This window comes from Pseudoxanthomonas sp. PXM01, assembly GCF_014851815.1.
Taxonomy (GTDB): Bacteria; Pseudomonadota; Gammaproteobacteria; order Xanthomonadales; family Xanthomonadaceae; genus Pseudoxanthomonas_A.
Window position 1 is genome coordinate 359,812 of sequence record NZ_JACVAJ010000001.1, and the last position, 23,288, is coordinate 383,099.

Here is a 23,288-nt window from a genome sequence, read left to right on the forward strand (position 1 = left end):
CTACCATGGATGCCTCACCGATCAATCGCCGCATCGTGCTCGCCGCCCACCCGCGCGGCCTGCCCTCATCGCAGGATTTCCGCATGGAAATCAGCACAGTGCCCGTGCCCGATGTAGGCCAGGTACTGTTGCGCACGCTGTACCTGTCGCTGGACCCGTATATGCGCAATCTGATGGAGCCGGTCGGGCCGGGCTATGCGCCGCTGGTGCCGTTGGGCCATACGCTGGTTGGCGGCACCGTCAGCCAGGTGGTTGCCTCGCGGCACCCGGGCTTTGAGGACGGCGAGGTCGTCGACTAGCTCAACGAGTGGCAACCTTCAAACCAGCCGACTCAACCGTCTTGACGCCCTTGATACCGCGGGCAACCTTGAGTGCCTTGTCCTTCTCTGCCTGGGACGAGATCGTGCCCGACAGCGTAACCACGCCGTTTGCGGTCTCGACCTTGATCTCAGTGCCAGGAACATTGGAGCTAGCCAGCAGGTCGGCCTTTACCTTCGTGGTAATCCATGTGTCATCCACCGGCTGGGCTGACTCCTTGTGCTGGGCATGTTCTGCTGCCGCCTTCGGCTTGGCGCCATCTGAGTAGGCGAAAGTCAGGCCGGGTATGGCGAGCATCGCAACCGTAAGGGCGGAAAGCGCAACATTCGAAATCTTCATCGGTTATCTCCAAGGGGGTGAGGTCTAGAATTCGTAGTCCTCAGCGTCGCCTTCGGTCGCAGCGCTTCGGACATGCAGGCTGATCCTTCACCTGTAGCGACGCCGTGAATTAACCCCACCATTTCTCACTCAATCTGAACGTGAATGCCAAGATGTGAAGGCGTTCTTTCACGCTTGGGTGACGCTCTCTGGAGCACAGTTACAAAGATTACTCTTCGTAGGTAGCACGTATGTCCGCCTTTGCACTCGTGCTCATTATCGAGGATGACCTTCTCGTTGCTGAGTCAGTTGGTAGCTATCTGGTAGCAAAGGGCATGGAGATCGACTATGCCCATGATGGTGAAGAAGGTTACCGTCTGGCGATTGAGACGCGATATGACGCCATCATCATGGATGGCAATCTCCCCCGGCTTGATGGGCTAGAGATCGTGACAAAGCTCCGCACCGAAGCTCGCGTCCCTACGCCTATCATCATGGTGACGGGAAGAGACCTCCTTGAGGACAAGATTGCCGGTCTGGATCGGGGTGTCGACGATTACCTCACTAAGCCATTTGCGCCTAGCGAACTCGAGGCAAGGCTCCATGCCGTTATACGGCGCAGCCGCAAGGAGGTGGGACGTCAAATATTCAGGGTTGGAGACTTGTCGTTCGATCCTTCGTGTCATCGCATTCAGCGAGCTGGTAAGGAAATTGAACTATCCCCAGCAGCGACCAAGTTATTGAACATTCTTATGCGAGAGTCTCCCCGGGTAGTGAGTCGAAGAGAGCTTGAACGTGAGCTCTGGGGAGATGACTTGCCGGATTCAGATGTGCTGCGAAGCCAACTTTACAATCTCAGGAAGCTGATTGACCGAGGGTTCGATAACCCTTTGCTACATACCGTCCAAAGTGCCGGGTATCGCATGGCAGATCTCGCTCACGCACACAAAAGCACGGCGAAATCCTCCGGTTTGTATGGGTCTGGGAGCACCGGCCTGAACATGCTGCTATCTGACACAACGGCCAGATCGCACTAGATTCCCCAACGGCAAGGATCATCCTGCGTCGTGCCTGCTCGGCACCTCTCCAGGCTGTTCGAATGCCTTCATTCCTGATTGTTCAAGTCCCTCCCGCTTCCACCAAGCGCATGCGATCCTCACTTCAATCGGCTTGCCTCATCTTTTGGCATGGCCTTTAGGGGTATGCCATGAGCAGAAGAACGAAGAAGTCTGAAGAAGACGGATACATCGTCGTCCGCGGTGCACGCGAGCACAATCTCAAGAACGTTGATCTGGATATCCCCCGCGACGCGCTGGTGGTGTTCTCCGGCATCTCGGGTTCAGGCAAGTCTTCCCTGGCGTTCGGGACGCTGTATGCCGAGGCTCAGCGCCGCTACTTGGAGTCTGTGTCTCCCTACGCGAGGCGCCTGATTGATCAGGTCGGCGTGCCCGATGTAGATTCAATCGAGGGTTTGCCTCCTGCTGTCGCTTTGCAACAGCAACGCGGGACACCCAATGTGCGTTCAACCGTAGGCAGCGTGACGACGATCTCCAGTTCGCTCCGCATGCTCTATTCGCGCGCCGGCACCTATCCGGCCAAGCAGCGCATGCTCTATGCAGAAGACTTCTCTCCTAATACGCCTCAGGGCGCCTGCCCACACTGTCACGGGCTTGGACATGTGTATGACGTTCCCGAATCATCCATGGTGCCGGACGCAAGCCTGAGTATTCGCGATCGTGCCATCGCCTCATGGCCACCGGCATGGCATGGTCAGAACCTTCGCGACATTCTGGTAACGCTTGGCTATGACGTCGACAAGCCTTGGCGGGATCTTCCCAAGAAGGACAGAGACTGGATCCTCTACACCGAAGAACAGCCTAGCGTGCCGGTGTATGCCGGATTCACTCCTGCGGAAACCCGAGCGGCGCTGCGGCGCAAAACGGAGCCCAGCTATATGGGCACCTTCATAGGTGCTCGTAAGTATGTGCTTCATACGTTTGCGACCACCCAAAGCGCACAGATGAAGAAGCGGGTATCCCGCTTCCTGAAAGGCACGGTGTGCCCCATGTGTAAAGGGGGGCGTCTCAAGCGGGAAGCGCTGTCTGTCACCTTCGCCGGCTTGGATATTGGCACGCTCTCGCACCTACCCTTGAACCGCATTGCTGAGGTGCTGATGCCGGCGGCCTCGGGACAGTTCTCACCCCAGGGGCGCGGCAAATCCAGAAGCAAAGCTACAAGCAAGCAGGATGCCCGCCTGCGGGTGAGCCAAGGGGGTGCTGCCCATTCTGGCAGCTCTGACGTCCGGCGAACCCCTGACATGTCGGAGGAGAAGCAGATCGCGGCCCAACGCATTGCGCAGGATCTGACCGAGCGAATTGCCTCCCTGCAGGCATTGGGACTGGGCTACCTATCCCTGGATCGGATCACGCCGACGCTGTCATCGGGCGAGCTACAACGATTGCGCTTGGCCACACAGATCCGATCTCACCTATTCGGCGTTGTCTATGTGTTGGATGAGCCCTCCGCCGGGCTGCATCCCGCGGACGCTGCTGCCCTGCATGACGCATTGGATGATCTCAAAGCCGTCGGCAATACGCTTTTTGTGGTCGAACACGACCTGGACATGCTTCGGCGGGCAGATTGGCTGGTCGATGTGGGGCCAGACGCGGGCACCGAGGGCGGCCAAGTCATCTACAACGGACCACCTGAGGGTCTTCGAAGTGTCGAGCGGTCCCATACCCGTCGCTATCTGTTTCCAAATAGCCAAGTAGCACCCCGTTTGCCCCGAAAGCCGGCGGGCTGGTTGGTGCTCAGCGGAATTCATCGCAACAATCTGCGCGACTTGGAGGTCCGATTTCCGCTGGCAGTGCTAACCTCGGTTACCGGGGTTTCGGGATCGGGCAAGTCCAGCCTCGTGAGCCAGGCGCTGGTCGAACTGGTGAGTGAGCATCTGGGACACGCCCCCACTGAGGAAGGTGACGGTGAGCCGACACTCGTCGAGTCGCTGGCTAAGACACAGGGAGGTATTGTCTCAGGCGCTGAGCAGGTCAAGCGACTGGTCAACGTGGATCAGAAGCCAATCGGGCGCACGCCCCGCTCCAATCTGGCCACCTATACCGGCTTGTTCGACCATGTGCGCAAGTTGTTCGCCGCCACGCCCGCGGCAAAGAAGCGGCGATTCAGTGCAGGCCGGTTCTCCTTCAATATCGAGCAGGGCCGCTGCGCGACTTGTGAAGGGGAAGGCTCTGTGCATGTGGAGTTGCTCTTCATGCCAAGTGTCTACGCGCCCTGCCCGACCTGCCATGGTAAGCGTTACAACGAAAAGACGCTCGAGATTACGTGGCGTTCGCACGATATCGCCAAGGTGTTAGCCTTGTCTGTAGACGCGGCGATCGACCTCTTCGAAGGTGAGCCAGTCATTCTTCGTCCACTGCTGTTGCTGCGAGATATAGGTCTTGGCTATCTCACACTCGGACAGCCGGCCACGCAATTGTCAGGTGGTGAGGCGCAGCGGATCAAACTCGCCACAGAGCTTCAACGCAGCCAACGCGGCGACACGCTTTATGTTCTAGACGAGCCCACTACGGGACTTCACCCGGCTGACGTCGATAAGCTCATGGCGCAACTCCAAGGATTGGTGGACGCAGGGAACACCGTGGTGATCGTGGAACACGAGATGCGCGTGGTCGCCGACAGCGACTGGGTAGTCGACATGGGCCCGGGTGCGGGTGATCAAGGCGGCAGGATCGTCGCGGAAGGATCACCGTCAAAGATTGCGACCTCCAAGCGAAGTGCTACTGCTCCTTACTTGCTAAGCGCAATGCAGCAGGCACCTTAGTGCTTCACTGCCCTTACACGGATGGCGCGTATGGTGGATCCATCTGCTCGCCAGGGTAGTCGTCGCCTGCAAGCCGCCCAGCACGCCAGTCGGGTTGATTGAGGCTCCCAAGCAAATCCAACACGTGGGGATTCATATGCCCGCCTTACAAGACCCCGTGCTTTATCACTCCGAATTGGAGCAGATCCAGGAAGGCGAAAGCGCCGCCATCGAGGAGCTGAAAGAAGTCTTTGTGCGCATGGCAAGCACGGTCGCCGAACATGAGGGGCAGGCCCATCGAGCAGTTCACGCCAAAGGTCAGGCGCTCTTGCGAGCAGCCTTCAAGGTTCATGCCGACCTGCCACCTGAGCTCGCTCAAGGTCTGTTCTCATCTCCTGGCCTGTATCAGGCGCTGATTCGCTTCTCCTCCCCTCCTGCAGAACAGTTGCCAGATTCGGTTTCAACACCCCGAGCTGTGGCAATAAAGATCATTGGTGTGGAAGGTGAGCGGCTACCGGAGAGTTTGCCTGCGAAGACCCAAGATTTCCTGCTGGTCAACGGACCTACATTTACAGCGCCTACTCCAGCCAAGTTCTTGGGCCCAGCAAAACTGCTGGCCTCCACGACAGAGAAAATGCCACGAACGAAGACGGTGATATCCGCCACGCTGCGAGGAGCCGAAGCAGCACTGGATGCTTTAGGCGCACCCAGTGACAAATTGAAAGCATTGGGAGGTGAGCCGCAGCGTCATCCCCTTGGCGAGACCTATTTCACACAGGTGCCGTTCCTCTACGGGCGCTACATAGCCAAATTCTCACTCGCGCCGTCTGACAATGCACTGCTTGCATTGGAAGGAGCCCCGATCTCAAGCTCGTCCGACACCCAGCGAGAGGCTATTGATCAACTCACCAGCGCCCTGGATCACGATCTGATGTGGGAGTTTCGTGTGCAGTTGTGCCGAAACCTCAGCGACATGCCATTGGAAGATGCTTCGGTGCCGTGGTCGGAAGAGGAGAGCCCATGGCTGACAGTGGCCACCGTGTATGTGCCGCCTCAGCGGGGCTGGTCTGACGCAGCAGCGCAGCAGGAGGTCGGTCTGGCCTTTGCTCCATGGAATTGCTTGGCTGCCCATCGCCCGTTGGGTGGCGTCAACCGAGCTAGGCGCGAGGTTATGGCGGCGTCTAGGGAGTTTCGTAGCGCCTTCAACCGATGTCCTATTACCGAGCCCCACCGATTCGATCCAACAGCGCGTGGACTTGACGGCGACGACATCGATCTATCGGCGGAAACTCCGCAGCGGGACTGAAGATTCCGAAGTCGTAGCGAGCGCCGCGCTATAGATGCGTTGTAGCCCAAATAAGGTAGGGCCGACACAGGGGATGCCGGCCCTACCGCAAACCCGCCACCAGTAAAGGCGACTGGGCGCCAAAGCAGTGTCCAGTGTCAGGCTTGATGAAGGTGTGAACACCAACCATTGAAACGTGCGCCACGCCTCCTACACGCAGAGTCAGATACGGTTTCGCTATGCGCCGCTTCGCCCAAGCATTAGCAACTGCAGACGTTCTCCCCGAAGGGCTGCCCGAGGTCTTGGCTAGTGCGCTGATAGATGGCCCAGATCGCTATAACGTGGCCAAAGGAAAGCCAGCGTTGGTGCTGGCCATGGATGCGCAAGGAAAATTGTGTGTCGCGGAGATGATCTGGGGCCTAATACCGCGCTGGTCCAAAGAACCGGCAACCCCCTACACCACCGTCACAGCTCGTCTTGAGCGCGCTCCAAAAAGCCGAATATTTGCTCAGGCCTGGAAAGAACGGCCCTGCGTTGTTCCGATGACCGGATATTACAAATGGGATCGGCAGCGTAAGCCACCGTGGCCGCGTTTCATCCAGCGGCAGGACGGCTTAACACTGTTAGCTGCTGGCCTGTGGGAAACCTGGTTAGGGGAAGAAGGAGCGTTTCTGCACAGCTTCGCGCTGTTGACCGGACCCAATCCTTCGATTCCTCTCCCGCTTACCCCTGATGGCCCCGTGTTCCTCGACACGGACCAAGCGCTGCGCTGGCTGCGAGGCTCGCTGTCCTCTCCCCGCAGTTTGATGCGGCATGCCCAGCGCCCACTTTTGGAGAGCTATCCCGTAACCCGCGCCATAGGTGACCCCACGCGAGAAGACTACACACTGCTCGAACCAGTAGATCCAGACTTGCAGCCGACTACTGTCGAAGATGAATTTGACGAGGTGGATGGTGACTGACGCGCCTAGAAGACGTAGGCAGCGCTCCAAACAAATGCCCCGCTCAACGCGGGGCATTCTCTTCCTACCACTGCTGATCAGCGCTTCTGATTCTGCTCTTTCTGCTGATCGTTCGCCCGCTGCTCGGTGGTCTGCTTCTGATCGCGGTTCTGACCTTCCTGCTGGTCACGACCCTGACCCTGGCCTTTCTGCTCGCGGTTTTGGCCTTGGCCCTGCTGATCGTTCTGCTTCTGACCACCTTGGTTCTGGTCATTCTGGTTTTGGTTGTTACCCATTTCGATTCTCCTGATCACCGACGCACTTGTCGTAACACCGAAGCTAGGCGCTATGTAGTGAGCGCAACGTGATCCGTGAGAAGTATTTTCAACCTCACTTCGCATTGACGTCTGAGGAGTAGAAGTAGGTGATGACGCTCGGCTCGAATGGAGAATATTTTCTGATTAATCTCATCCCTATTCAGACAGCTCGAGACGTGTAGTCCTGCGAGTCGCCATGAAGCAGAACCCCTCACTGAAACACGAGAAGAACTCACTCTAAGGATTCATATGAAAGCCCTGACCTATCACGGCTCGCACGATGTGCGCGTTGAAGAAGTTCCCGATCCGAGTCTCGTTCAGAACGACGACATCATCCTGCGCGTCACCGCCACCGCGATCTGCGGGTCCGATCTGCATCTCTACCGGGGCAAGATGCCGGCACTCAAGGACGGCGACATTCTGGGCCACGAGTTCATGGGTGTCGTGGAGGAGGTCGGCAGTGGTGTTTTCGAAGTGGCTGTGGGTGACCGCGTGGTCATTCCCTTCGTTATCGCATGTGGACAGTGCTTTCATTGCCTGCTGGAAGAGTTCTCTGCATGCGAGACCACCAACACTGGTAAGGGGGCGGCGCTCAACCAGAAGGGGATCAAGCCCCCGGCCGCCCTGTTCGGCTATACCCACCTCTATGGGGGTGTGCCGGGAGGCCAAGCCGAGTATGTCCGCGTGCCTAAGGCCAACGTGGGGCCGCTAACGATTCCTGACGCCCTGTCCGATGAACAGGTTCTGTTTCTCTCTGACATCCTACCGACTGGGTATCAGGCCGTGCGCAACGCCGGCGTCGGAAAAGGCTCCTCTCTGGCCATCTTCGGTGCCGGACCCGTGGGTTTGATGTCTGCCGCGTGCGCACGAATGCTGGGCGCGGAACAGATCTTCATGGTGGACGAGTTGCAATATCGGCTCGACTTCGCCGTTCAAGCCTATGGCGTCATACCCATCAATATGAAAGACGTCGATGACCCGGCTGAGCTGATCATGCAGCAGACGAACGGTCGTGGCGTGGACGCCACCGTGGACGCGGTAGGGTTCGAGGCCAAGGGCAGCACCACGGAAACCATCCTGACCAACCTCAAGATCGAAGGCAGCAGCGGTGCTGCTCTGCGCCAGTGCATCGCTGCCACCCGCCGATGCGGCACGGTCAGCGTGCCAGGCGTCTATGCAGGCTTCATCCATGCGTTCATGTTCGGGGACGCCTTCGACAAGGGCCTGACCTTCAAGATGGGCCAGACCCATGCCCAGGCGCTCATGCCTGAGCTGCTGGAACACGTAGGCAACGGCCTCATCAAGCCGGAGATCATCATCTCCCATCGGATGAGCTTGGCAGACGCCGCCGAAGGCTACGCTACGTTCGATAAGGCAGAAGACGACTGCAGGAAGGTTGTCTTAACCCCATAGCGGGCACGGGCAAAAGGATTTAGCGAAAGAAGGGATCCGCCAAACACCCCCGTCGACCACGTCACGGGGGTGTTCTCTTACCCATACGTATCGTGTCTGCGGGTTGAGCTAGTAGAGAACCTGGCAGCGCTCACAGAAGAAGCTTCGCCGCTGCGTCTTGCCCAGATAGGCTTTGGTCAAGAGCTGACCACAACTGGGGCAAACCCGTTTGGTGTGCACCAACCAGTGCTTCTTCAAAACGAAGGCCTTCTTCCACTCCAGGAAGTCGAAACTGTATTGGCGCGCCTGCTTGATCATCTCGCCCAATTTCCGGGGAGGCAGATCCCCCACCAGGCTGGCTGGCTGGACCCGGATGCGATACAGCACTTCGTTCTTAATGATGTTGCCCACGCCAGCAAAGATGTTCTGATCTAACAGGGCATCGCATACCAGCGTATCGGGGATCTCTTTCAGCTTGGCTCTAGCCTTCTTTGGACTCCATTGATCGGACAGCACATCGCCGCTCCAATCGTAGGCCTCCTCGAGCGGACCTTGGATGTATTTCAAGGAACACGTGTAGAAATTGATCTCACCCTTATCAAAGCGAAGGGACAGCCGTGGTTTTGCGCCCGCCTTCTTTTCATCGATTCTGTAGGAACCGAACATCATCAGATGAATGCGCAGGCTAAAGCCGGAGAACTCGAGCAAGAAATGCTTGCCCCAGCTGCGCACAGAGACAATCCGTCTGCCCTGCATGCGCTCGATGTCCAGGGTGCTGTTCCCACTCACTGACCGCACCGTCTTGCCTCTAAATCGTGCAGCTTCCTGCCGGAGAACGAGGATGGAAGGACCTTCCGGCATCAGGGCTCACCCTTTAGATCGACTGAAAACAGCGTTTTCAGGCGTGCCGCATTCGCAGTGGCATAGCCGTGCGCCGTGTTATCGAAGATGACCCATGCCGATACCCGCTTTGAGAGTTGTCCGCGCACTTGATTGGCCAATGTCGCCAACGCGTCTTCGCCGTAGCTGCTGTAATACATCCGCGGCGATCCATGCCACCTCCAGTAGCGAAGGCGCCCAAAGGAACCTGGTGTGGCGGCTTCGCCAGTGATCGCAGGGTCCGCAGCGGCTCGACTGATCTCGTATCGCTCGAGAGCAAGCTCAGCGCTGGCTTCAAACCAGGTGCGATGGCGTGGCTCGCAAACAATCGGGGCTGACGTTCGTCTACGGACCATGGCAAAGAACGTGGACGTCACTCGTGCATCGAATCCCATTGAGGGCGGCAACTGCACAAGGAGGCCGCCGAGTTTGCTACCGAGCCCCTCAACTTCACCGATGAATTGATCCAAGAGTGCGCCACAGCCTTGCAGCCGGGCTTCGTGGCTGATGGACTTCGGTATCTTTACCGAGAACTGGAAGTACCGAGGGACCGCCTGCGCCCAGCGATCGTAGGTCTTGGCCTGATGGGAGCGATAGAACGAGGAATTTATTTCAGCTGCATTGAACAGCGTCGCGTAGCGCTCCAGCACGGTCTCACCTTCACCGAAGAGACCGCGCTGAGCGGCGGGAATGCTCCACCCTGCACACCCAATCTGCAGGCGAGTCTTAGCCGCCGTCATGGAAGCCGCCATTCGGCTTCATAACAGAGGCGGATCCGTTTCCCGCCCAAAGTGCTTATGCAGGGCTAACGCTTCCAGGAACTGGCCCGCTGCGCCCTCATTCGGCTCGTTCTGAAGCAGCAGCCCCGGATCGGCCTCATCCCTCAGCACGCCGGCACCCTCTACGAAAGCGACCGCCTCGCCCAGGGCCAGAATGGTCTTGAGGTGTCGGAACTGCTCCTTTACGAACTCCGTAGCGCGCCCGTCTCGCGCCCATCCCTTTGCCGTGCCCTCCCCATCAGGAAGGATCACCCCATCGAACAGGACGGCGGGCTCGTTCTCGAAGGAGGCGTCTGCGTCGATCTCACTGCCATCGGCCGCAGTAAAGACGCCAATCCGATGGCCAATCAGGCGACCCACCGCACCGGCGTCCAGCAACGCCTGCTGGGCCTCTGCCACTTGGTCGCCGTCGACCCCGTCGCCTACAAAGATGGCAACCTTACGCGTCGCCACGCCCGCCTTCCCTGGGTGGGCGAACATCGATAAGGATTGGGAAACGTCCACTTCTGCCTTGGGCGGCTCTGGGAGAGCCCGGGGCATGGCATCCGGGAGGGGCATGCCGAGCCCTTCAGCCACTTGCGCCGCTAGGTCTTCCGAGGCGCTGCGAAGCATGGACAGGACGCGCTGGCGAATCGCCGGCACCGTCAGCTTCGACAACTCGAAGCGGAAGGCGGCAGCAATATGGGCTTGTTCCACAGGAGTCTGGCTATTGAAAAACAGGGCCGCCTGATTGAAGTGCTCGGCGAACTTTTCGGGCTTGCCACGAACCTCGTCCTGCTCAACCGGTTCGGGGAACGAGACAATCCCGGCGGCACCGGCCTGAAACGGACAGCCGCCGCCCAGTGAGTTCGGCTCATAGGAAACCTTGCCCCGGTGAATGGCTTGGCGGTGCAGCCCATCACGCTGGTTGTTGTGAACGGGGGCGATGGGCGCGTTGATCGGGATTTCGTGGAAATTCGGCCCGCCCAGTCGGCTCAGCTGAGTGTCCACATAGGAGTGAATTCGACCTGCCAGCAAGGGATCATTGGTGAAGTCGATCCCCGGAACCACGTGGGCCGTGCAAAACGCCACCTGCTCCGTTTCGGCGAAGAAATTGTCCGGGTTACGGTTGAGCACCATGCGGCCTAAGGGGGTAACGGGCACGAGTTCTTCAGGGATGATCTTGGTCGCGTCCAGGATGTCGAACGAGAAACGCTCAGCATCCTCTTCGGAGAATATTTGCACGCCCAACTCCCACTCCGGATACGCGCCCGCCTCGATGGCCTCCCAGAGATCTCGTCGGTGGTAGTCAGGGTCGCAACCGGAAATCTTCACAGCCTCGTCCCAAAGCAGAGCGTGGGTGCCCTGAAGAGGTGTCCAATGGAACTTCACGAAGGACGACTGGCCTTGGTCGTTGACGAAGCGGAAGGTGTGAACACCGAAGCCTTGCATCATCCGGTAGCTGCGAGGAATGGCGCGGTCAGACATCAGCCACATCAGCATGTGGGTGGACTCGGGCATCAGCGACACGAAATCCCAGAAGGTGTCGTGGGCTGACGCCGCTTGAGGCATGGCATGCTGCGGTTCGGGTTTAACCGCATGCACCAGATCGGGAAACTTCATCGCATCCTGGATGAAGAACACGGGCATGTTGTTACCCACCAGGTCCCAATTGCCCTCGTCGGTGTAGAACTTCACGGCAAACCCGCGCACATCACGGGCGGTGTCCTTGCTGCCGCGCTCGCCGGCCACGGTGGAAAAGCGGACAAATACCGGGGTGATCTTGCCGGCCCCCTGGAAGGGTGCGGCACGAGTCAGCTTGCTTTGATTCTCGTAGCTTTCGAAGAAGCCGTGGGCCGCTGAGCCACGCGCATGCACGATACGCTCCGGAATACGCTCGTGGTCGAAATGCGTGATCTTCTCGCGGAGGATGAAATCCTTCAGCAGTGCAGGACCACGCAGACCTGCTTTCAGCGAGTTCTGGTTGTCAGAGATTGGGACACCCTGATTCGTGGTCAGGCGTTGGCCGCTGCTGTCCACACGCACGCGATCGAGGGAACCGACCATCGGATTCACGCCTTCCTCTGCGCGTGTGCCTAGTTTCTCCGAGGTATTGGTCTCCGCCAGGGTGCTGGCAGTCACCAATGAGGACGGAGGGATGATCTGGGTGCCCTCGGGCGGATCCAGTGCCCCTTCCCGCCCATGCTCAGCGGCCTTGTTCTCGTTGAACGGCATGGCGGCAGCAGTAGCCTCCACCTCCGCGCTCTGCTCTGCCGCCAAGTCATTCGAGCCCTGCGGTGGGGCCTTTGAGGCCGAACTGTCTGAATTGCGTACGGCCGAAGCCCCTGCAACGTTCTTCTTGGTTTTGGGGCTGGATTTGCGTGACGTCGCCATGAGTAAGTCCTGATCGAGTAAGTCCATCCATCGTTGATGGCGGGGCTTCTAAAAGAAGTAAGCCCGCCAATTGGCGGGCTCTTGGTTACAACATGTCTTCGCGGGCCTGTTCGGCTCTTGCCGCACCGATGGCGGTTTCGACCTTCTTCACCTCTTCCGGCGGAGGTAGAACCGCGGGCATTCCCAAGCTTTGAATCCAAAGCTCTCGGCACCAGCCTTTGGTGTGGTAAAGATGATGATCTTCATCGTCCTCCACCTCGTCGTAAGCTGCCTTCAATACCTGGCCCAGCTTGCCGCCCGCGGCTTCGGCAACCTTGCCGATCAGTTCCCAATTCGTGTGATCCTTGGTCTCAGCCAACACTACACACTCGCATGCCACCAACTCTGCAGCAGCGGGATCTGCGTTCGCTTGAGCCATCTCGATAGCTGCCACCAATGAGGCGCCTAGGTGAGCGCAAACTTCACGACCGGGACTCATTTCCTCGGTATCCATGCCCAGTTCTCCGAAGACCTGGGTAAGCACCTCCTCATGATGCTCTGTCTCCTCCAGATACTCCTGCCACTCTTCGCGAAGATCATCATTTACGGCGGCATTGACTGCTGCCGTGTAGATCTTGATGCCACCGCGTTCGGTTTCCAGCGCCTGAAGGAGTAGTTCCTTGACACCGCTTTGCTCATAGCCCTTGCTTGCCATTTCTGACTCCATTAGCTGGGGAGGAAGGAGTCCGGATACTCATCCTGTCCCCGCGAATGTCGCGTGAGCACTGCACCTTCCGCGCGCCGAAGAATCAACATCGCTGCGCCTTTCGGAATGCAGTTCAATAGCAAGAACGTCCCTCAATTCCCACGATAAAGAAGCTCAACGGCTACCGTTTGCCAATTCATCGGGGAACATCGACCCGCCTGATCGATCAGCGCTTCTCATGCTGCACAGAACTGCTTACGACTTTTCCGTCGGACAGACGGTAAGAGCGCTGAGCTAGGTGGTGAGCATCACGTGACCACGCTAACTGAACGTCATCTAGTGACTTCAATCCAAGCAGGGGCATGATCGCTGGCTTTCTCCAGCAACCTCACCCACCGATCTACTCCAGCACTCTTGAGACGCTTGGAAAGGACGGGATTGAGCAACAAGTGGTCAATTCGCAACCCCCGATCCCGTTCAGCGTGTTGGCGGAAGTAGTCCCAGAACGTGTAGAGCCCTCTGCCCGGTCCGTAAATTTTCAATAGGCTGTCTGTCCAACCTTGTTCGAGTAGCCGGAAGTAAGCTTCGCGCGACTCTGGCTGTAACAAGGCGTCCCGTCGCCATCCCTTGGGATCGTAAATGTCCTCATCAGTGGGGACGACATTGAAGTCACCAATCAGGGCGACCGGATGTGGGAGATCTACCAAGGTCTTGGCATGTCGGTGTAGCCGAGACATCCACTTGAGCTTGTAGTCGAACTTGGGGCCAGGCTGGGGATTTCCGTTGGGGAGGTAGACACACCCCACCACGATCCCGTGCACCGCCGCCTCTATGTAACGACTCTGATCATCCTTTGGATCCCCTGGAAGGCCTCGTCGGCTCTCAATTGGATCTTGGCCGCGCGACAGAAGGGCCACGCCATTCCAAGAACGCTGACCCTGCCAGATTGCGCCGTAACCTGCCTCGTTGATGTCCGCTTCCGGGAATGCACTGTCGACAGATTTGAGCTCCTGAAGGGCAACAATGTCGGGCTTCTCTTTCTCTAGCCATGCCAAGAGATGTGGCAGACGGGAGCTGATGCCATTGACGTTAGAAGTCGCGATTTTTAGCGTCTTGGCTCGTGCCATGAGGTTGCCCGCCTAAGCCATAGTCGTTGGTGTGAAAGCGAAGGGATCTCGCCCTCCCCTGCAATCCATACCTCATAACGCTGCCGTAAATCGTTTCTGCTCGCACGAAGACACTGCAAACACATGCCTAAGCGTCCAATGAGTTCGGATGTGGGAGATTGAGAACAAACGTCTTACCTGCTCTATAGCACAAGGAACGCTAATGTCGCCCGATGTAGTTGGTTGGCTCGCCTCCGCTATCCTCCTGGCCACGCTGGTGAAACAGATTCACAAGCAGGCCGCCAACAAAGATGCAGAGGGTGTCTCTAGATGGCTCTTTGTCGGCCAGATAGCGGCGTCTGTGGGGTTCATCGTCTACAGCTGGCTGCTAGAGAACTGGGTCTTCATTACAACGAACTCCCTTATTCTTCTCACTGCACTCATCGGCCAATGGGTCGTCTGGCGGAAGGACCGGGATAGGTCCACCTAACTCTCACCGGTCTCTACTGAAGGATGGTGAGCGTCCAGCCAAGCCCAGGATCGCATCACGATGTCCCGCACTTCCGGCCATAGCTTGGTCGAGTTGCCGCCCAACTCGTCCCAAAGAATTTCCATTTCTGAGTCGTCTTGAGGAAGGTCGTAGCTCCCTACCGACACCAATCCCAGCGCGTAAGCAGGACATACATCAGACCACTCAGCTTCCACACCTTTGAAATCCTTCTTGGCAAAATCATTGAAGCCGATTGGTATGGGGGTCATGTCGGGGTAAGGCAGGCACTTACCTACCCCACCTGACTGGTTGAGGAAATCTACCAAACGTTGGAAGCGCACTGGATCTAAGGGCGCCATGGCTCTCTCCGGACATGTCGGCTGACGCTCAGCCTGATAGCGCGCCGACGCAGCCTCAGGCTCGTCGTCATCACTACATCCAGCGCTGTGAAACCCGTGTCAGGCGGAGATCCGCTCGTCCTAGTGCAAGGCGAGATGCGCCATGTCAGGCTGTAGGTAGGCGAGCTCAACCCTCTTAGGGATCAGCATGGAACTTGACTGCATCATCATCGGCGGTGGTCCTGCCGGACTCACCGCAGCCACCTACCTGCGGCGCCTGCATCGAAGGGTCATGGTCTTCGACGACGGCCGTAGCCGGGCGCGGTGGATCCCGGAAAGTCACAATTGTCCCGGCTTTCCCTTGGGCGTGTCGGGCAATGAGCTGCTTCACCGTTTGCGTGAACAGGCGGCTACCTACGGGGCGACGGTCAATCCAAAGAGGGTCAGCTCCATTCATCGGGAGTCTGGAACCTGGCGCATCGAGGCTGACGGTGAAACCTGGGACTCGCCCACTGTGCTGCTTGCCACTGGCGTGGTTGATCGCCTGCCTACGCTGGCGTCTGGCGATCCCGAAGAGGCGTTGCGCAACGGTTTGCTGCGGTCCTGCGCGCTGTGCGACGGCTACGAGGCCACAGACCAGCGAATTGCCGTGGTAGGCCCACTGGCTAAAGCGGCCGCCAATGCCCGCTACATGACCACGTTCTCTGCTGACATCACTGTAGTTCCGATTGACGAGCCTGCTCAGGACGCTAACGCTGCTTTTGATACCGCAGGGCTAGTGGTGCTGGCCGCCCTTCAAAGCTTGTCGTGCAAAGAAGGGGCGTGGGAAGTGATCGATACGCAGGGGCGCAGCCACAGGTTCGACTTGGTCTACGCAGCCATGGGGGCACCTGCTCGCGGTGAGTTGGCGCGTTTGGCGGGGGCAAAAGTCGATGAGGATGGCGCCGTGATCACGAACGAGCATATGGAGACCTCGCAAACGGGCCTCTTTGCGGTCGGAGATGTAGTAACCGACCTCAATCAGATCGCGGTGGCTTTTGGTCATGCCGCGATCGCGGCTAGCGCAATACACCGAACCCTTCCTCCTGCACCAAGATGACAAAGCCGTGGAATGATTAGGACCATCACACCTATCACCCGATGGGCTTATGTCGGAAACTTTGGGTATCGTCCGCCCGCCTCAGCCACTCGAAGAACTCAGCACCCTCTGACTTGAATTCACCGGTTATGTTCGACTCCGCTATCGAAAAGTGCTTATTCCTGACGCAAGCCAGAGTCTGGTTGCTTCCGTGTCCTCGATCTCTATCGAAAGTGATGTTCCTTTAGCCAATGACCCTCGCAGGCCATGATCTGTAGGCCCTGACCTTCCGATCTCGCCCAAAATTTCAACGATGCGAGCGATACGTAGCTTGGCGAATACAGCGAGTCGTCACCCCGATCGCCGAAGCCTAGCAGCCAACATGCTATCGGCGTAACCACAGCCCGCCACAACTGAAAGCCTTCTTTCGCAATCGGCTAGCGCACATGAGGCAATGTCCGCTATGGGTCGACAGCTGCCATGTCCCCTACCCCTGATAACGATCCCTAATCGCACAAGTGGCGCCATCTGCAATTCCCGATCTTCGCTTTCCTCCGAGTGCAGCCTGGGTCATGAACTTCGACCCTAGTGGATGCAGTACTAGCGAGTCTTCTTCGATTTGCCGATCCACCGTTGCTTTGCTAAGGGTGCGTGCTGATCGATGAAGGCGTGCATCTGGCCTCGATAGTTCATCGCATCGCGAGGAATCACTACATCCAGCTCTTTTGAGAGGGCTATGGCAAAGGACGTCTGAGCCGCGGTCGGCCTCTTGATATCCCAATCCAAGGCGTCCGATAAGCCGCTTTCCAACTGATCCGTTACACGTCGGACAAATGCATCCATCTGTTTCCCGTCTTGCAACCGGCTCCACTGCAGTGCCATTGCAGACTGCACTTCCTCAGACAGATTCAACTCGATAGCCATCTCGAGGGCCGGCGAAATCAGATAGAACGCCATGGGGCTGCAACCCGGGCTTGGGAGCTTCTGATCTTAGCGCCATTCCACACGATTTTCATGTAATCGGAGGCGCTGCCATAGATTCTCGGTCGCTACTAAGACGCGACCATGGCCGCCAAGACAATATATACCGCTGCCCATCGGAAACTCGTGGCGCGCCTACGCGCGCTACGGGAGGACGCTGGTCTTTCGCAGTCGGACTTGGCTAAGGTTTTGGGCTGGCCCCAGCAGCGCCTCTCGGCAGTTGAGGCCGGCGCCCGTAGACTGGATGTGATCGAGTTTCTAAGCCTGACCGAGGCGCTCGGCTTGACACCTGAACAAGCAATACATTTGGCCGCGTCACGTCAGCGGAGTGCTTAGCTGGCGACTCCGCGTGGGACGATGCTCCCGAGCCTGCTGCAGAGTGACAGGGTGTCAGTGGCCAGTTGCAACACACCTCTCAGCTTCTCGAAGGGCTCACGGGCGAAGCCGCAGAGACATGCAGTTGGTATCCCTGATGCGGAGCGCAAGTGGCATGCGTGCGTGTGGCAATGGCGAGGGTCTTTGACGACCTCATCGCTAGCTCTACTTACGGATCAATTTCTCGATTGCCTCAGATTTGCTTGATGGTAACCTAGCTTGTCGACGTGCCAGCCATCGCCAAGCACGCCTAGGTAGAGATGGCGGAAACTGCGTTTGTTCTCCTCTAAAGTAGCGCCAGCATCTATGCGCTAACAGCAACCCTCCGATACGCTCGGGTGGCGCCAGGTCACCTAAGCGTCCCGGATATCCTGGATTGTGCATTTCGAGGCGACCCTGATCTCGCCACCCTAAGCGTGCGAGCTGGCGCGCGCCTACCTTTGCATTGGGACGTGCCCTTATTGGAGTCCAGTTGCGGATCGCGGCATGAACTAAGTCGTGGCGCCAACGTGACTCTTCTTGAGCATCGAGTCTTCTCGAGAAGTCCAGAAGTATCCACTGATGTGTCCAGTCATATAGATCAAAAAGATCATGCTCAAACTTGCACGCAGTATGGCCATGATCGATGCCAAAACCGGGGTATCTGTAAACCAGCGGGAAACGATGAGTTGGACAAGTCAGCTGGCGAGCATCGAGCCACGAAATGCATGTTGGCCAGCGCCGACCACCCTGTTGCTTGACATAGCACCTGCTGCAGAAGACATGTCTTTGCGCAGCGCCCAAGCGCCACCGCGGTTCTATCTCATCAATATCCCCTAGTTCGGCCGGGAGTCCTTCCCAGCGCCTCCCTTTCGCTGGACGTTCGGGTTCGCGATGACACGCGCCAACCATCTCTCGCCAATCTGACTCATAAATTGGGGTAATTATCCCTATTGCTCGCATCCATGACTGGCGGGCCTCTGTATTCAGAGGCGTAGGAAGTACAGGAAGCGTTGAAAAGTCCATTGCGACTCCACCGAGCGTGATCAGTACTGGTCAACCGGATCTAGGCCGGCCAGCGAGAAGTTGTCGAATGGAGGCCTCAGTTCTAGCCCTAGCGCGAGGCCTCACTCTCAATTCGCTCCCATTGCCGAGACAAGCGCTAGAAACCGCCTGCGCGCATCGCCTTCAAGCCGATGAAGCCATCGGCGCCTCAGCCAGTACCACGCCCTTGGTGGCAAGCGCGGAACACTAGCCGAACAAGACTGGAAGCAGCGCCACGTGCGATAGGCTAAGAGTAGAGTTCCTAGCCGCTCTGGTGCGGACAACACTCCCAGCCTCCCCGGCTCACTGGCATTGAGTCTTCCGCTCATTTCTTGGCCATGCCATCCCATCTGCCATAGCTCCCATGCACCGAGGCCGGCAGCCGAATGAGAGCGTGCAGGCGTCCAGTTCCTGCACATCATATGGACAAGGTCTCGACGCCACCGGGTCTCCTGTTGCGCGTCTCCTGAAATTCCGTCCATACGTTGCCATTGTTGCGTCCATGTGTAGACCTCAACTAACTCTGGTAGGGCGAGGCACTGAGCGTGTCCAGGATCCTCTCCCTGCATAGGGTCGCGATACACCAGCGCGCATGCATGTACTGAACATGTCAGCTGGCGCACGTCCAGCCAACTGACATGAGTCGGCCAACGAATCTGACTCCCCTGCATGACGAAGCAGTGGGGACAATAGACACGTCGTTGCGCAGACGCCAAGCGCCATGTGGGCGCGATGGTCCGGATGTTTCCTAACTCTCGCGGAAACCCGCTCCAAGACGTTCCTCGATTAGGGCGTTCAGGCTCTCGGGGGGAGGCCTGCACCATTGCCCACCAGTCTCTTTCATCCAAGGGGTGGAGGCGAACCGCAGCCTTCAGCCAGGAATGCCGAGTCTCACCGGCCAACGGGATGGGCCAACGCGGCAACGACGAGAAATCCATTACGCACCCGTGTCCGGCGGCATGATCGCCTCGGCAACCTCCTTGATCAGCTCCAAAGTGATGTGGGTGTGCCCAGCCCTGATGGCCACCGTGGCCACGTCCCGGAGCAAATCGACGAGGGCAGATGTGATCGTGTAGCCTTGGCTCACCAGCCAGCGCACGACCTTGACTTGATCCAGCCGCGATGGCTCCGGAAGCGGCAGTTGGGATTCGATTCCAGCCAGAAACTGGCGCAACTCTTGCGACTCGGTCCAATGCGGTAGTCGCACTTGCATGAAGCGAGAACTCAGTTGCTCGTCAGCGGCCAGCACCGGCTTCATGTTCTCGGTGGTGGCAATGCAGAGTGTGATGCCTTGGTTAGTGATCGTCTTTAGAAGTGCGAGACACTGCTGCTGACTGTGCTTGCCGCCCAGCAATAGGTGGCCTGCCTCATCGATAAGGATCTGCCGCACGCCTGACTCGCGCAGAACCGGCACGACGCGGTCGAGATAGTTTCCCGGCCGGGTGGGCCGGAAATCGAGTAAGCAGGCCGCGATCAAGTCCGTGCACAAAGCCTTGTAGTCACCATTGCGCATCTCGATCAGTACCACCGGCCTTGCGCGATGACCCTCGGTGTCTCGCTCATCTTGACCATGCAGCTGGGCGTGATGCTTGAGTAAACGGGATTTGCCCATCCCTGCCGCCCCGATCAAATGCATGCTGCGAGGACGATCACGTCCATATTCGGTGGCTTTCAAATGACGTAACCAGCGCAAAGCCGCCAGCCCTGCCGGATAGGGCACGAAACGCAGCGTTCGTAAGTACTCGCACCGCTCTTGAGCGCTCAGCAGCAAGACCTTGGCGGTGTCAGGATGCAGGTGTGAGTAGGATTTCATATCTCGTCCGCCTCCTCGAAGTTGACCGGCGCAATGGGCTGGCTGTAGTCCACGCTCACCGCGGGCGGCGTCAGTGCGGTGACAGGCGCACGCCGGGCCTGCTTTTGGCGCACTCGCTTGGATGTTGCAGCCGCCTCATCCTGAATCTGTCGTTGCCGGGCCATTGCGGCGAAGATCACTTCTTCGCGTGCACGCGAGCGCACTTGGGTGTCCAATGTGCGCTTGGCCTCGCGCAACTCGTAATAGGTGAAAGGCGGTCGTGTCCGATCCAGCAACGGAACGTCGATGTAGTCACCTTGGTAGTGCAGGAACACCTTGGTCAGATCGCCATGGTGGTAGTGCACGTGATGCCGGCGCCCGTCGTTGATCAGCTGGGCGATGGCTGGATCCCAGTAGCGCAGCCCGAACTTCGAGATGCCCTCCCGCGTTACTGCGCGTAAGTCTCGAGGCAGCAGTCCGATTAGAAAATGGCGTGGATTGGCGATCATCGATGGCAGGCCAATGCTGCCGTCGGGCCTAATCCAGCCTGCTTGCCACTTCTCGGCCGGCGTCTTGCCCTCCAAGCCGCGATGGGGACTATGGTGGTAGACCCCGGCGATCTCGTTGCCTAGCCAAGCGGCCAACTCCTGGAGCGTCATGATCGCGTGACGTTCCGACGCGTAGTCCTTGCGCTGCTGGGGGTTGGAGAAGGTAGTGCCGGGGAGCAAATGGATCTTCCCCATCAGGTTGCCGATGTACCGCTCGATGTAGGCGCCGTAATGCGGCTTCTTGACCGGCCGCAAGTGCACGCGTATTCCATAACGCTCACACTGCGCTTGGATACCGGAGGCCCTAAAGGTCTTGGCGTTGTCCCAGCTGACTGCCTCAAATCTACCGAACATCGAGTACTCAATGTCCAAGTCCAGGCGGCGCATCCAATCGTGCTTAGGCAGACAGGCGTGGGCCAGGCATAGCGCCACGCAGGTCTGCGTCGGTGGGTCCATGCTCAGGTAGTAGCCGACCACGCAACGTGTGTGCACATCGATGGCCACCGTGATCCACGGGCGGCCAATGGGTTGACGCGTTTTCGGGCACACCACGACCAGATCGACCAGCGCATGATCTATCTGCACCATCTCCAACGGGCGGTAGGTGACCAGCCCCCGCACGGAGGGCGCCTGTACCGCCAACGCGCGGTCGGCTCCCAAGCGCTTGGTCGCGGCCTTCATGGGATCCACGGCCTTGATCCGCTTCTTGATCGCGCCGTATGAAGGCGCCTTGATGCCAACTTCGGCACACAGCTGGCGTACGCGCGCCGCCACGGCCGTCATCGGTGCTCGAGTGCGTTGGAGATGGACCTCATGAATTGCGCGGTCGATGATCGCTTCTTGAGCTCCGGACAATCGGCGTGAGCCAAGTGCCGGTCCCGGGGGCATGGCCAGCTGCGATTGCGGGCTGGGGTCGGCAAGGAACCGGTCGAAGCGCCGTAGCACGGTCTTTGAGTCGACCTGCATGGCAACGGCCACCAACCGGATCTGCTGTCTGGTTGGTTGCAGCGGCAGCTGACCCAAGGCATCGCTCCAGGCCAAGGCCTGCCTCTGTGCATCAGGATCTGCGTCGTGCGCCGGAACCAGTAAACGCACCGGCCCGGCTGGCTCAGGGGCTGAAAGCTGTTCCGCCCGCACCCAGATAAGCTGGCGGGTCCCCTCGACCTGAACTTGGATCCGGGTTGGGTCACACACGTCCATCACCCGAACTGCCCTGCCCTCATGGACAGCGGCGGTGCCGCGAACCACGTCAAAAGCAGCCACAAGGGCCTTAACGCGCAAGCCAGATTGCATGGTCGATTCCTCGACCCCGCGGCAAGCAAATGCCCTCCTCTCCCCTCTTGACGAAAGGAAAAAGCAGGAGCAGGCTAGATCCATCGGCGGACAAACCGTGTATGCAATTCGGGCCCGAGCGCACCACACGCTCGGGCCTTTGCATTTCTAGCCCCTAGGACATCCCGAACCGCTAGGTCATGAAAGGTTTCTCCGCCGAAAGAACGCTCCTAAGTCATACTCGTTTTTGCCCAGAAAAGCTATGGCATATCAAATACTTAGAATAACCACCTAAGGCATTACCAGAAATAGATTTATTGGCTTCCCGATAATTGCTTTTTTGGCTGCCGATAATGGATTTGTTGGTAGGCGCTCTTTAATGGGATATGGCTCCATTCCATTCTTTCGTAAGCACGTGTCTCTGAGCCCATGACCTCGCTAGCGCAAAAACACATGCTGTATGAGCTGGCCATACATGCCATCAACTGCCAGGTCTCGAAGATCAGTGATCAGTTGAACCAGGTGCGCACGAGTTCGCCCAATGATCTTGAACACATTGCGCAACTGAAGGAGAAATCCAGCGCGTTTTTCATGGAGCGCGAAGGGTTGGGCGCAGAGGACGAGGTGGCTGCGGAAGCAATCCTGCGGAAGTACGCGGTCGACCCCGCGCGCGTTGACGAAGCGCTTGCCATGATTGGCGAATTTGAAGACGGCGCCGCAAGCGACTAGGGGCGACGATCGCCCCAATGATGTAGATCTGCGCGCTTGCCTATCTGCCTTCCGGCTCTCGGCGATGCCAGCTGGCAGTGGGCCCGCCCTGTCAGCGTTCTAAGGAGCCGCTCAATACCGGAATCCTTCCACCATGGGAAAGCTCTTTCCCCGGCTAGGCCGCTTCCCAAGGGCTTGCCACGTAGTACGGGCGATGAAGCAATTGCCAGCGATCTGACCTTAGATCGTGTCCAAAGACTGCAAGCCGCGTTGTTCCCTTGACTCCCTATTGGGCATCCTATTGAAAGCAAAGGCATTCAACTAGGGACATCGATTAGTGTCACCGACATGCATGGCGTCGGACTGGACTGAGGCATGGAAATGGGCCTCGACGCTTGCATGGCTGTGATGTCGCCCCCCTCCCCTTTGCGGAACTAGGCCTGAAGCCAACAGAGCTTTCTTGAACCGCTATG

Annotated in this window: 19 protein-coding genes and 2 pseudogenes; 10 read left to right on the top strand and 11 right to left on the bottom strand. The window is 58.3% G+C overall.

Annotated features, from left to right (window positions below; genetic code table 11):
* Nucleotides 1–5 precede the first annotated feature (5 nt).
* On the top strand, nucleotides 6–299 hold the full coding sequence (locus tag IB230_RS01660; protein ID WP_192268099.1) for a hypothetical protein: 294 nt from the start codon (nucleotides 6–8) through the stop codon (nucleotides 297–299).
* Nucleotide 300: 1 nt separating this feature from the next.
* On the opposite strand, the pseudogene IB230_RS01665 reads toward IB230_RS01660, so the two are convergent.
* Nucleotides 301–534: pseudogene (locus tag IB230_RS01665) on the bottom strand (BON domain-containing protein); the annotation flags it as partial.
* A gap of 353 nt (nucleotides 535–887) precedes the next feature.
* Between IB230_RS01665 and IB230_RS01670 the strand changes: the two are divergent.
* The 4 genes and pseudogenes from IB230_RS01670 to IB230_RS01685 form a co-directional block, all read left to right on the top strand.
* A pseudogene (locus IB230_RS01670) lies at nucleotides 888–1,574 on the top strand (response regulator transcription factor); the annotation flags it as partial.
* 269 nt (nucleotides 1,575–1,843) lie between these two features.
* Nucleotides 1,844–4,474 (top strand): excinuclease ABC subunit UvrA, encoded by a 2,631-nt coding sequence (locus tag IB230_RS01675; RefSeq protein WP_192268105.1) that lies wholly within the window; start codon nucleotides 1,844–1,846, stop codon nucleotides 4,472–4,474.
* Nucleotides 4,475–4,631: 157 nt separating this feature from the next.
* On the top strand, nucleotides 4,632–5,759 hold the full coding sequence (locus tag IB230_RS01680) for a catalase family protein (RefSeq protein ID WP_343227238.1): 1,128 nt from the start codon (nucleotides 4,632–4,634) through the stop codon (nucleotides 5,757–5,759).
* Nucleotides 5,760–5,977: 218 nt separating this feature from the next.
* A complete protein-coding gene (locus IB230_RS01685; RefSeq protein ID WP_192268109.1) occupies nucleotides 5,978–6,700 on the top strand; it encodes an SOS response-associated peptidase in 723 nt (240 codons plus the stop codon).
* A 77-nt stretch (nucleotides 6,701–6,777) separates the two neighbouring features.
* Here the strand turns inward: IB230_RS01685 and IB230_RS01690 are convergent, their stop codons facing one another.
* A complete protein-coding gene (locus tag IB230_RS01690) occupies nucleotides 6,778–6,975 on the bottom strand; it encodes a hypothetical protein (protein WP_192268111.1) in 198 nt (65 codons plus the stop codon).
* Between the two features lie 270 nt (nucleotides 6,976–7,245).
* Between IB230_RS01690 and IB230_RS01695 the strand changes: the two genes are divergently transcribed.
* Nucleotides 7,246–8,409: a zinc-dependent alcohol dehydrogenase gene (locus IB230_RS01695; RefSeq protein WP_192268113.1), complete on the top strand. Its 1,164-nt coding sequence runs from the start codon at nucleotides 7,246–7,248 to the stop codon at nucleotides 8,407–8,409.
* Nucleotides 8,410–8,517: 108 nt separating this feature from the next.
* Here IB230_RS01695 and IB230_RS01700 read toward each other — a convergent pair whose 3' ends face one another.
* From IB230_RS01700 to xth, 5 genes are all read right to left on the bottom strand, one after another.
* Nucleotides 8,518–9,249, bottom strand: coding sequence for a DNA-formamidopyrimidine glycosylase family protein (locus tag IB230_RS01700; protein ID WP_192268115.1), 732 nt, complete (start codon nucleotides 9,247–9,249; stop codon nucleotides 8,518–8,520).
* A complete protein-coding gene (locus tag IB230_RS01705; protein ID WP_192268117.1) occupies nucleotides 9,249–10,019 on the bottom strand; it encodes a DUF72 domain-containing protein in 771 nt (256 codons plus the stop codon). The genes IB230_RS01700 and IB230_RS01705 overlap by 1 nt, the downstream gene beginning before the upstream one ends.
* A gap of 6 nt (nucleotides 10,020–10,025) precedes the next feature.
* Entirely contained in the window at nucleotides 10,026–12,419 is a 2,394-nt protein-coding gene (locus IB230_RS01710) for a catalase (RefSeq protein ID WP_192268119.1), read from the bottom strand.
* A gap of 85 nt (nucleotides 12,420–12,504) precedes the next feature.
* On the bottom strand, nucleotides 12,505–13,113 hold the full coding sequence (locus IB230_RS01715; RefSeq protein WP_192268121.1) for a spore coat protein: 609 nt from the start codon (nucleotides 13,111–13,113) through the stop codon (nucleotides 12,505–12,507).
* 323 nt (nucleotides 13,114–13,436) lie between these two features.
* Complete coding sequence (gene xth / locus IB230_RS01720; RefSeq protein ID WP_192268123.1) at nucleotides 13,437–14,231, bottom strand: exodeoxyribonuclease III; 795 nt, start codon at nucleotides 14,229–14,231, stop codon at nucleotides 13,437–13,439.
* Between the two features lie 202 nt (nucleotides 14,232–14,433).
* Between xth and IB230_RS19655 the strand changes: the two genes are divergently transcribed.
* Entirely contained in the window at nucleotides 14,434–14,700 is a 267-nt protein-coding gene (locus IB230_RS19655; protein WP_225589129.1) for a hypothetical protein, read from the top strand.
* Here the strand turns inward: IB230_RS19655 and IB230_RS01725 are convergent.
* Nucleotides 14,697–15,059 (bottom strand): hypothetical protein, encoded by a 363-nt coding sequence (locus tag IB230_RS01725; RefSeq protein WP_192268125.1) that lies wholly within the window; start codon nucleotides 15,057–15,059, stop codon nucleotides 14,697–14,699. The genes IB230_RS19655 and IB230_RS01725 overlap by 4 nt on opposite strands.
* A gap of 187 nt (nucleotides 15,060–15,246) precedes the next feature.
* On the opposite strand from IB230_RS01725, the gene IB230_RS01730 reads away from it, so the two are divergent.
* On the top strand, nucleotides 15,247–16,137 hold the full coding sequence (locus IB230_RS01730) for an NAD(P)/FAD-dependent oxidoreductase (RefSeq protein ID WP_192268127.1): 891 nt from the start codon (nucleotides 15,247–15,249) through the stop codon (nucleotides 16,135–16,137).
* A gap of 579 nt (nucleotides 16,138–16,716) precedes the next feature.
* Here the strand turns inward: IB230_RS01730 and IB230_RS01735 are convergent.
* Nucleotides 16,717–17,073, bottom strand: coding sequence for a hypothetical protein (locus IB230_RS01735; RefSeq protein WP_192268129.1), 357 nt, complete (start codon nucleotides 17,071–17,073; stop codon nucleotides 16,717–16,719).
* Between the two features lie 108 nt (nucleotides 17,074–17,181).
* On the opposite strand from IB230_RS01735, the gene IB230_RS01740 reads away from it, so the two are divergent.
* On the top strand, nucleotides 17,182–17,433 hold the full coding sequence (locus tag IB230_RS01740; protein ID WP_192268131.1) for a helix-turn-helix transcriptional regulator: 252 nt from the start codon (nucleotides 17,182–17,184) through the stop codon (nucleotides 17,431–17,433).
* Between the two features lie 1,999 nt (nucleotides 17,434–19,432).
* Here the strand turns inward: IB230_RS01740 and IB230_RS01745 are convergent.
* Complete coding sequence (locus IB230_RS01745) at nucleotides 19,433–20,308, bottom strand: TniB family NTP-binding protein (protein ID WP_192268133.1); 876 nt, start codon at nucleotides 20,306–20,308, stop codon at nucleotides 19,433–19,435.
* Complete coding sequence (locus IB230_RS01750; RefSeq protein ID WP_192268135.1) at nucleotides 20,305–22,128, bottom strand: Mu transposase C-terminal domain-containing protein; 1,824 nt, start codon at nucleotides 22,126–22,128, stop codon at nucleotides 20,305–20,307. The genes IB230_RS01745 and IB230_RS01750 overlap by 4 nt, the downstream gene beginning before the upstream one ends.
* A gap of 432 nt (nucleotides 22,129–22,560) precedes the next feature.
* Between IB230_RS01750 and IB230_RS01755 the strand changes: the two genes are divergently transcribed.
* Nucleotides 22,561–22,836 carry a hypothetical protein gene (locus tag IB230_RS01755; protein ID WP_192268137.1) on the top strand — a complete coding sequence of 92 codons (276 nt, stop codon included), beginning with the start codon at nucleotides 22,561–22,563 and terminating at the stop codon, nucleotides 22,834–22,836.
* The last annotated feature ends 452 nt before the right edge of the window (nucleotides 22,837–23,288 follow it).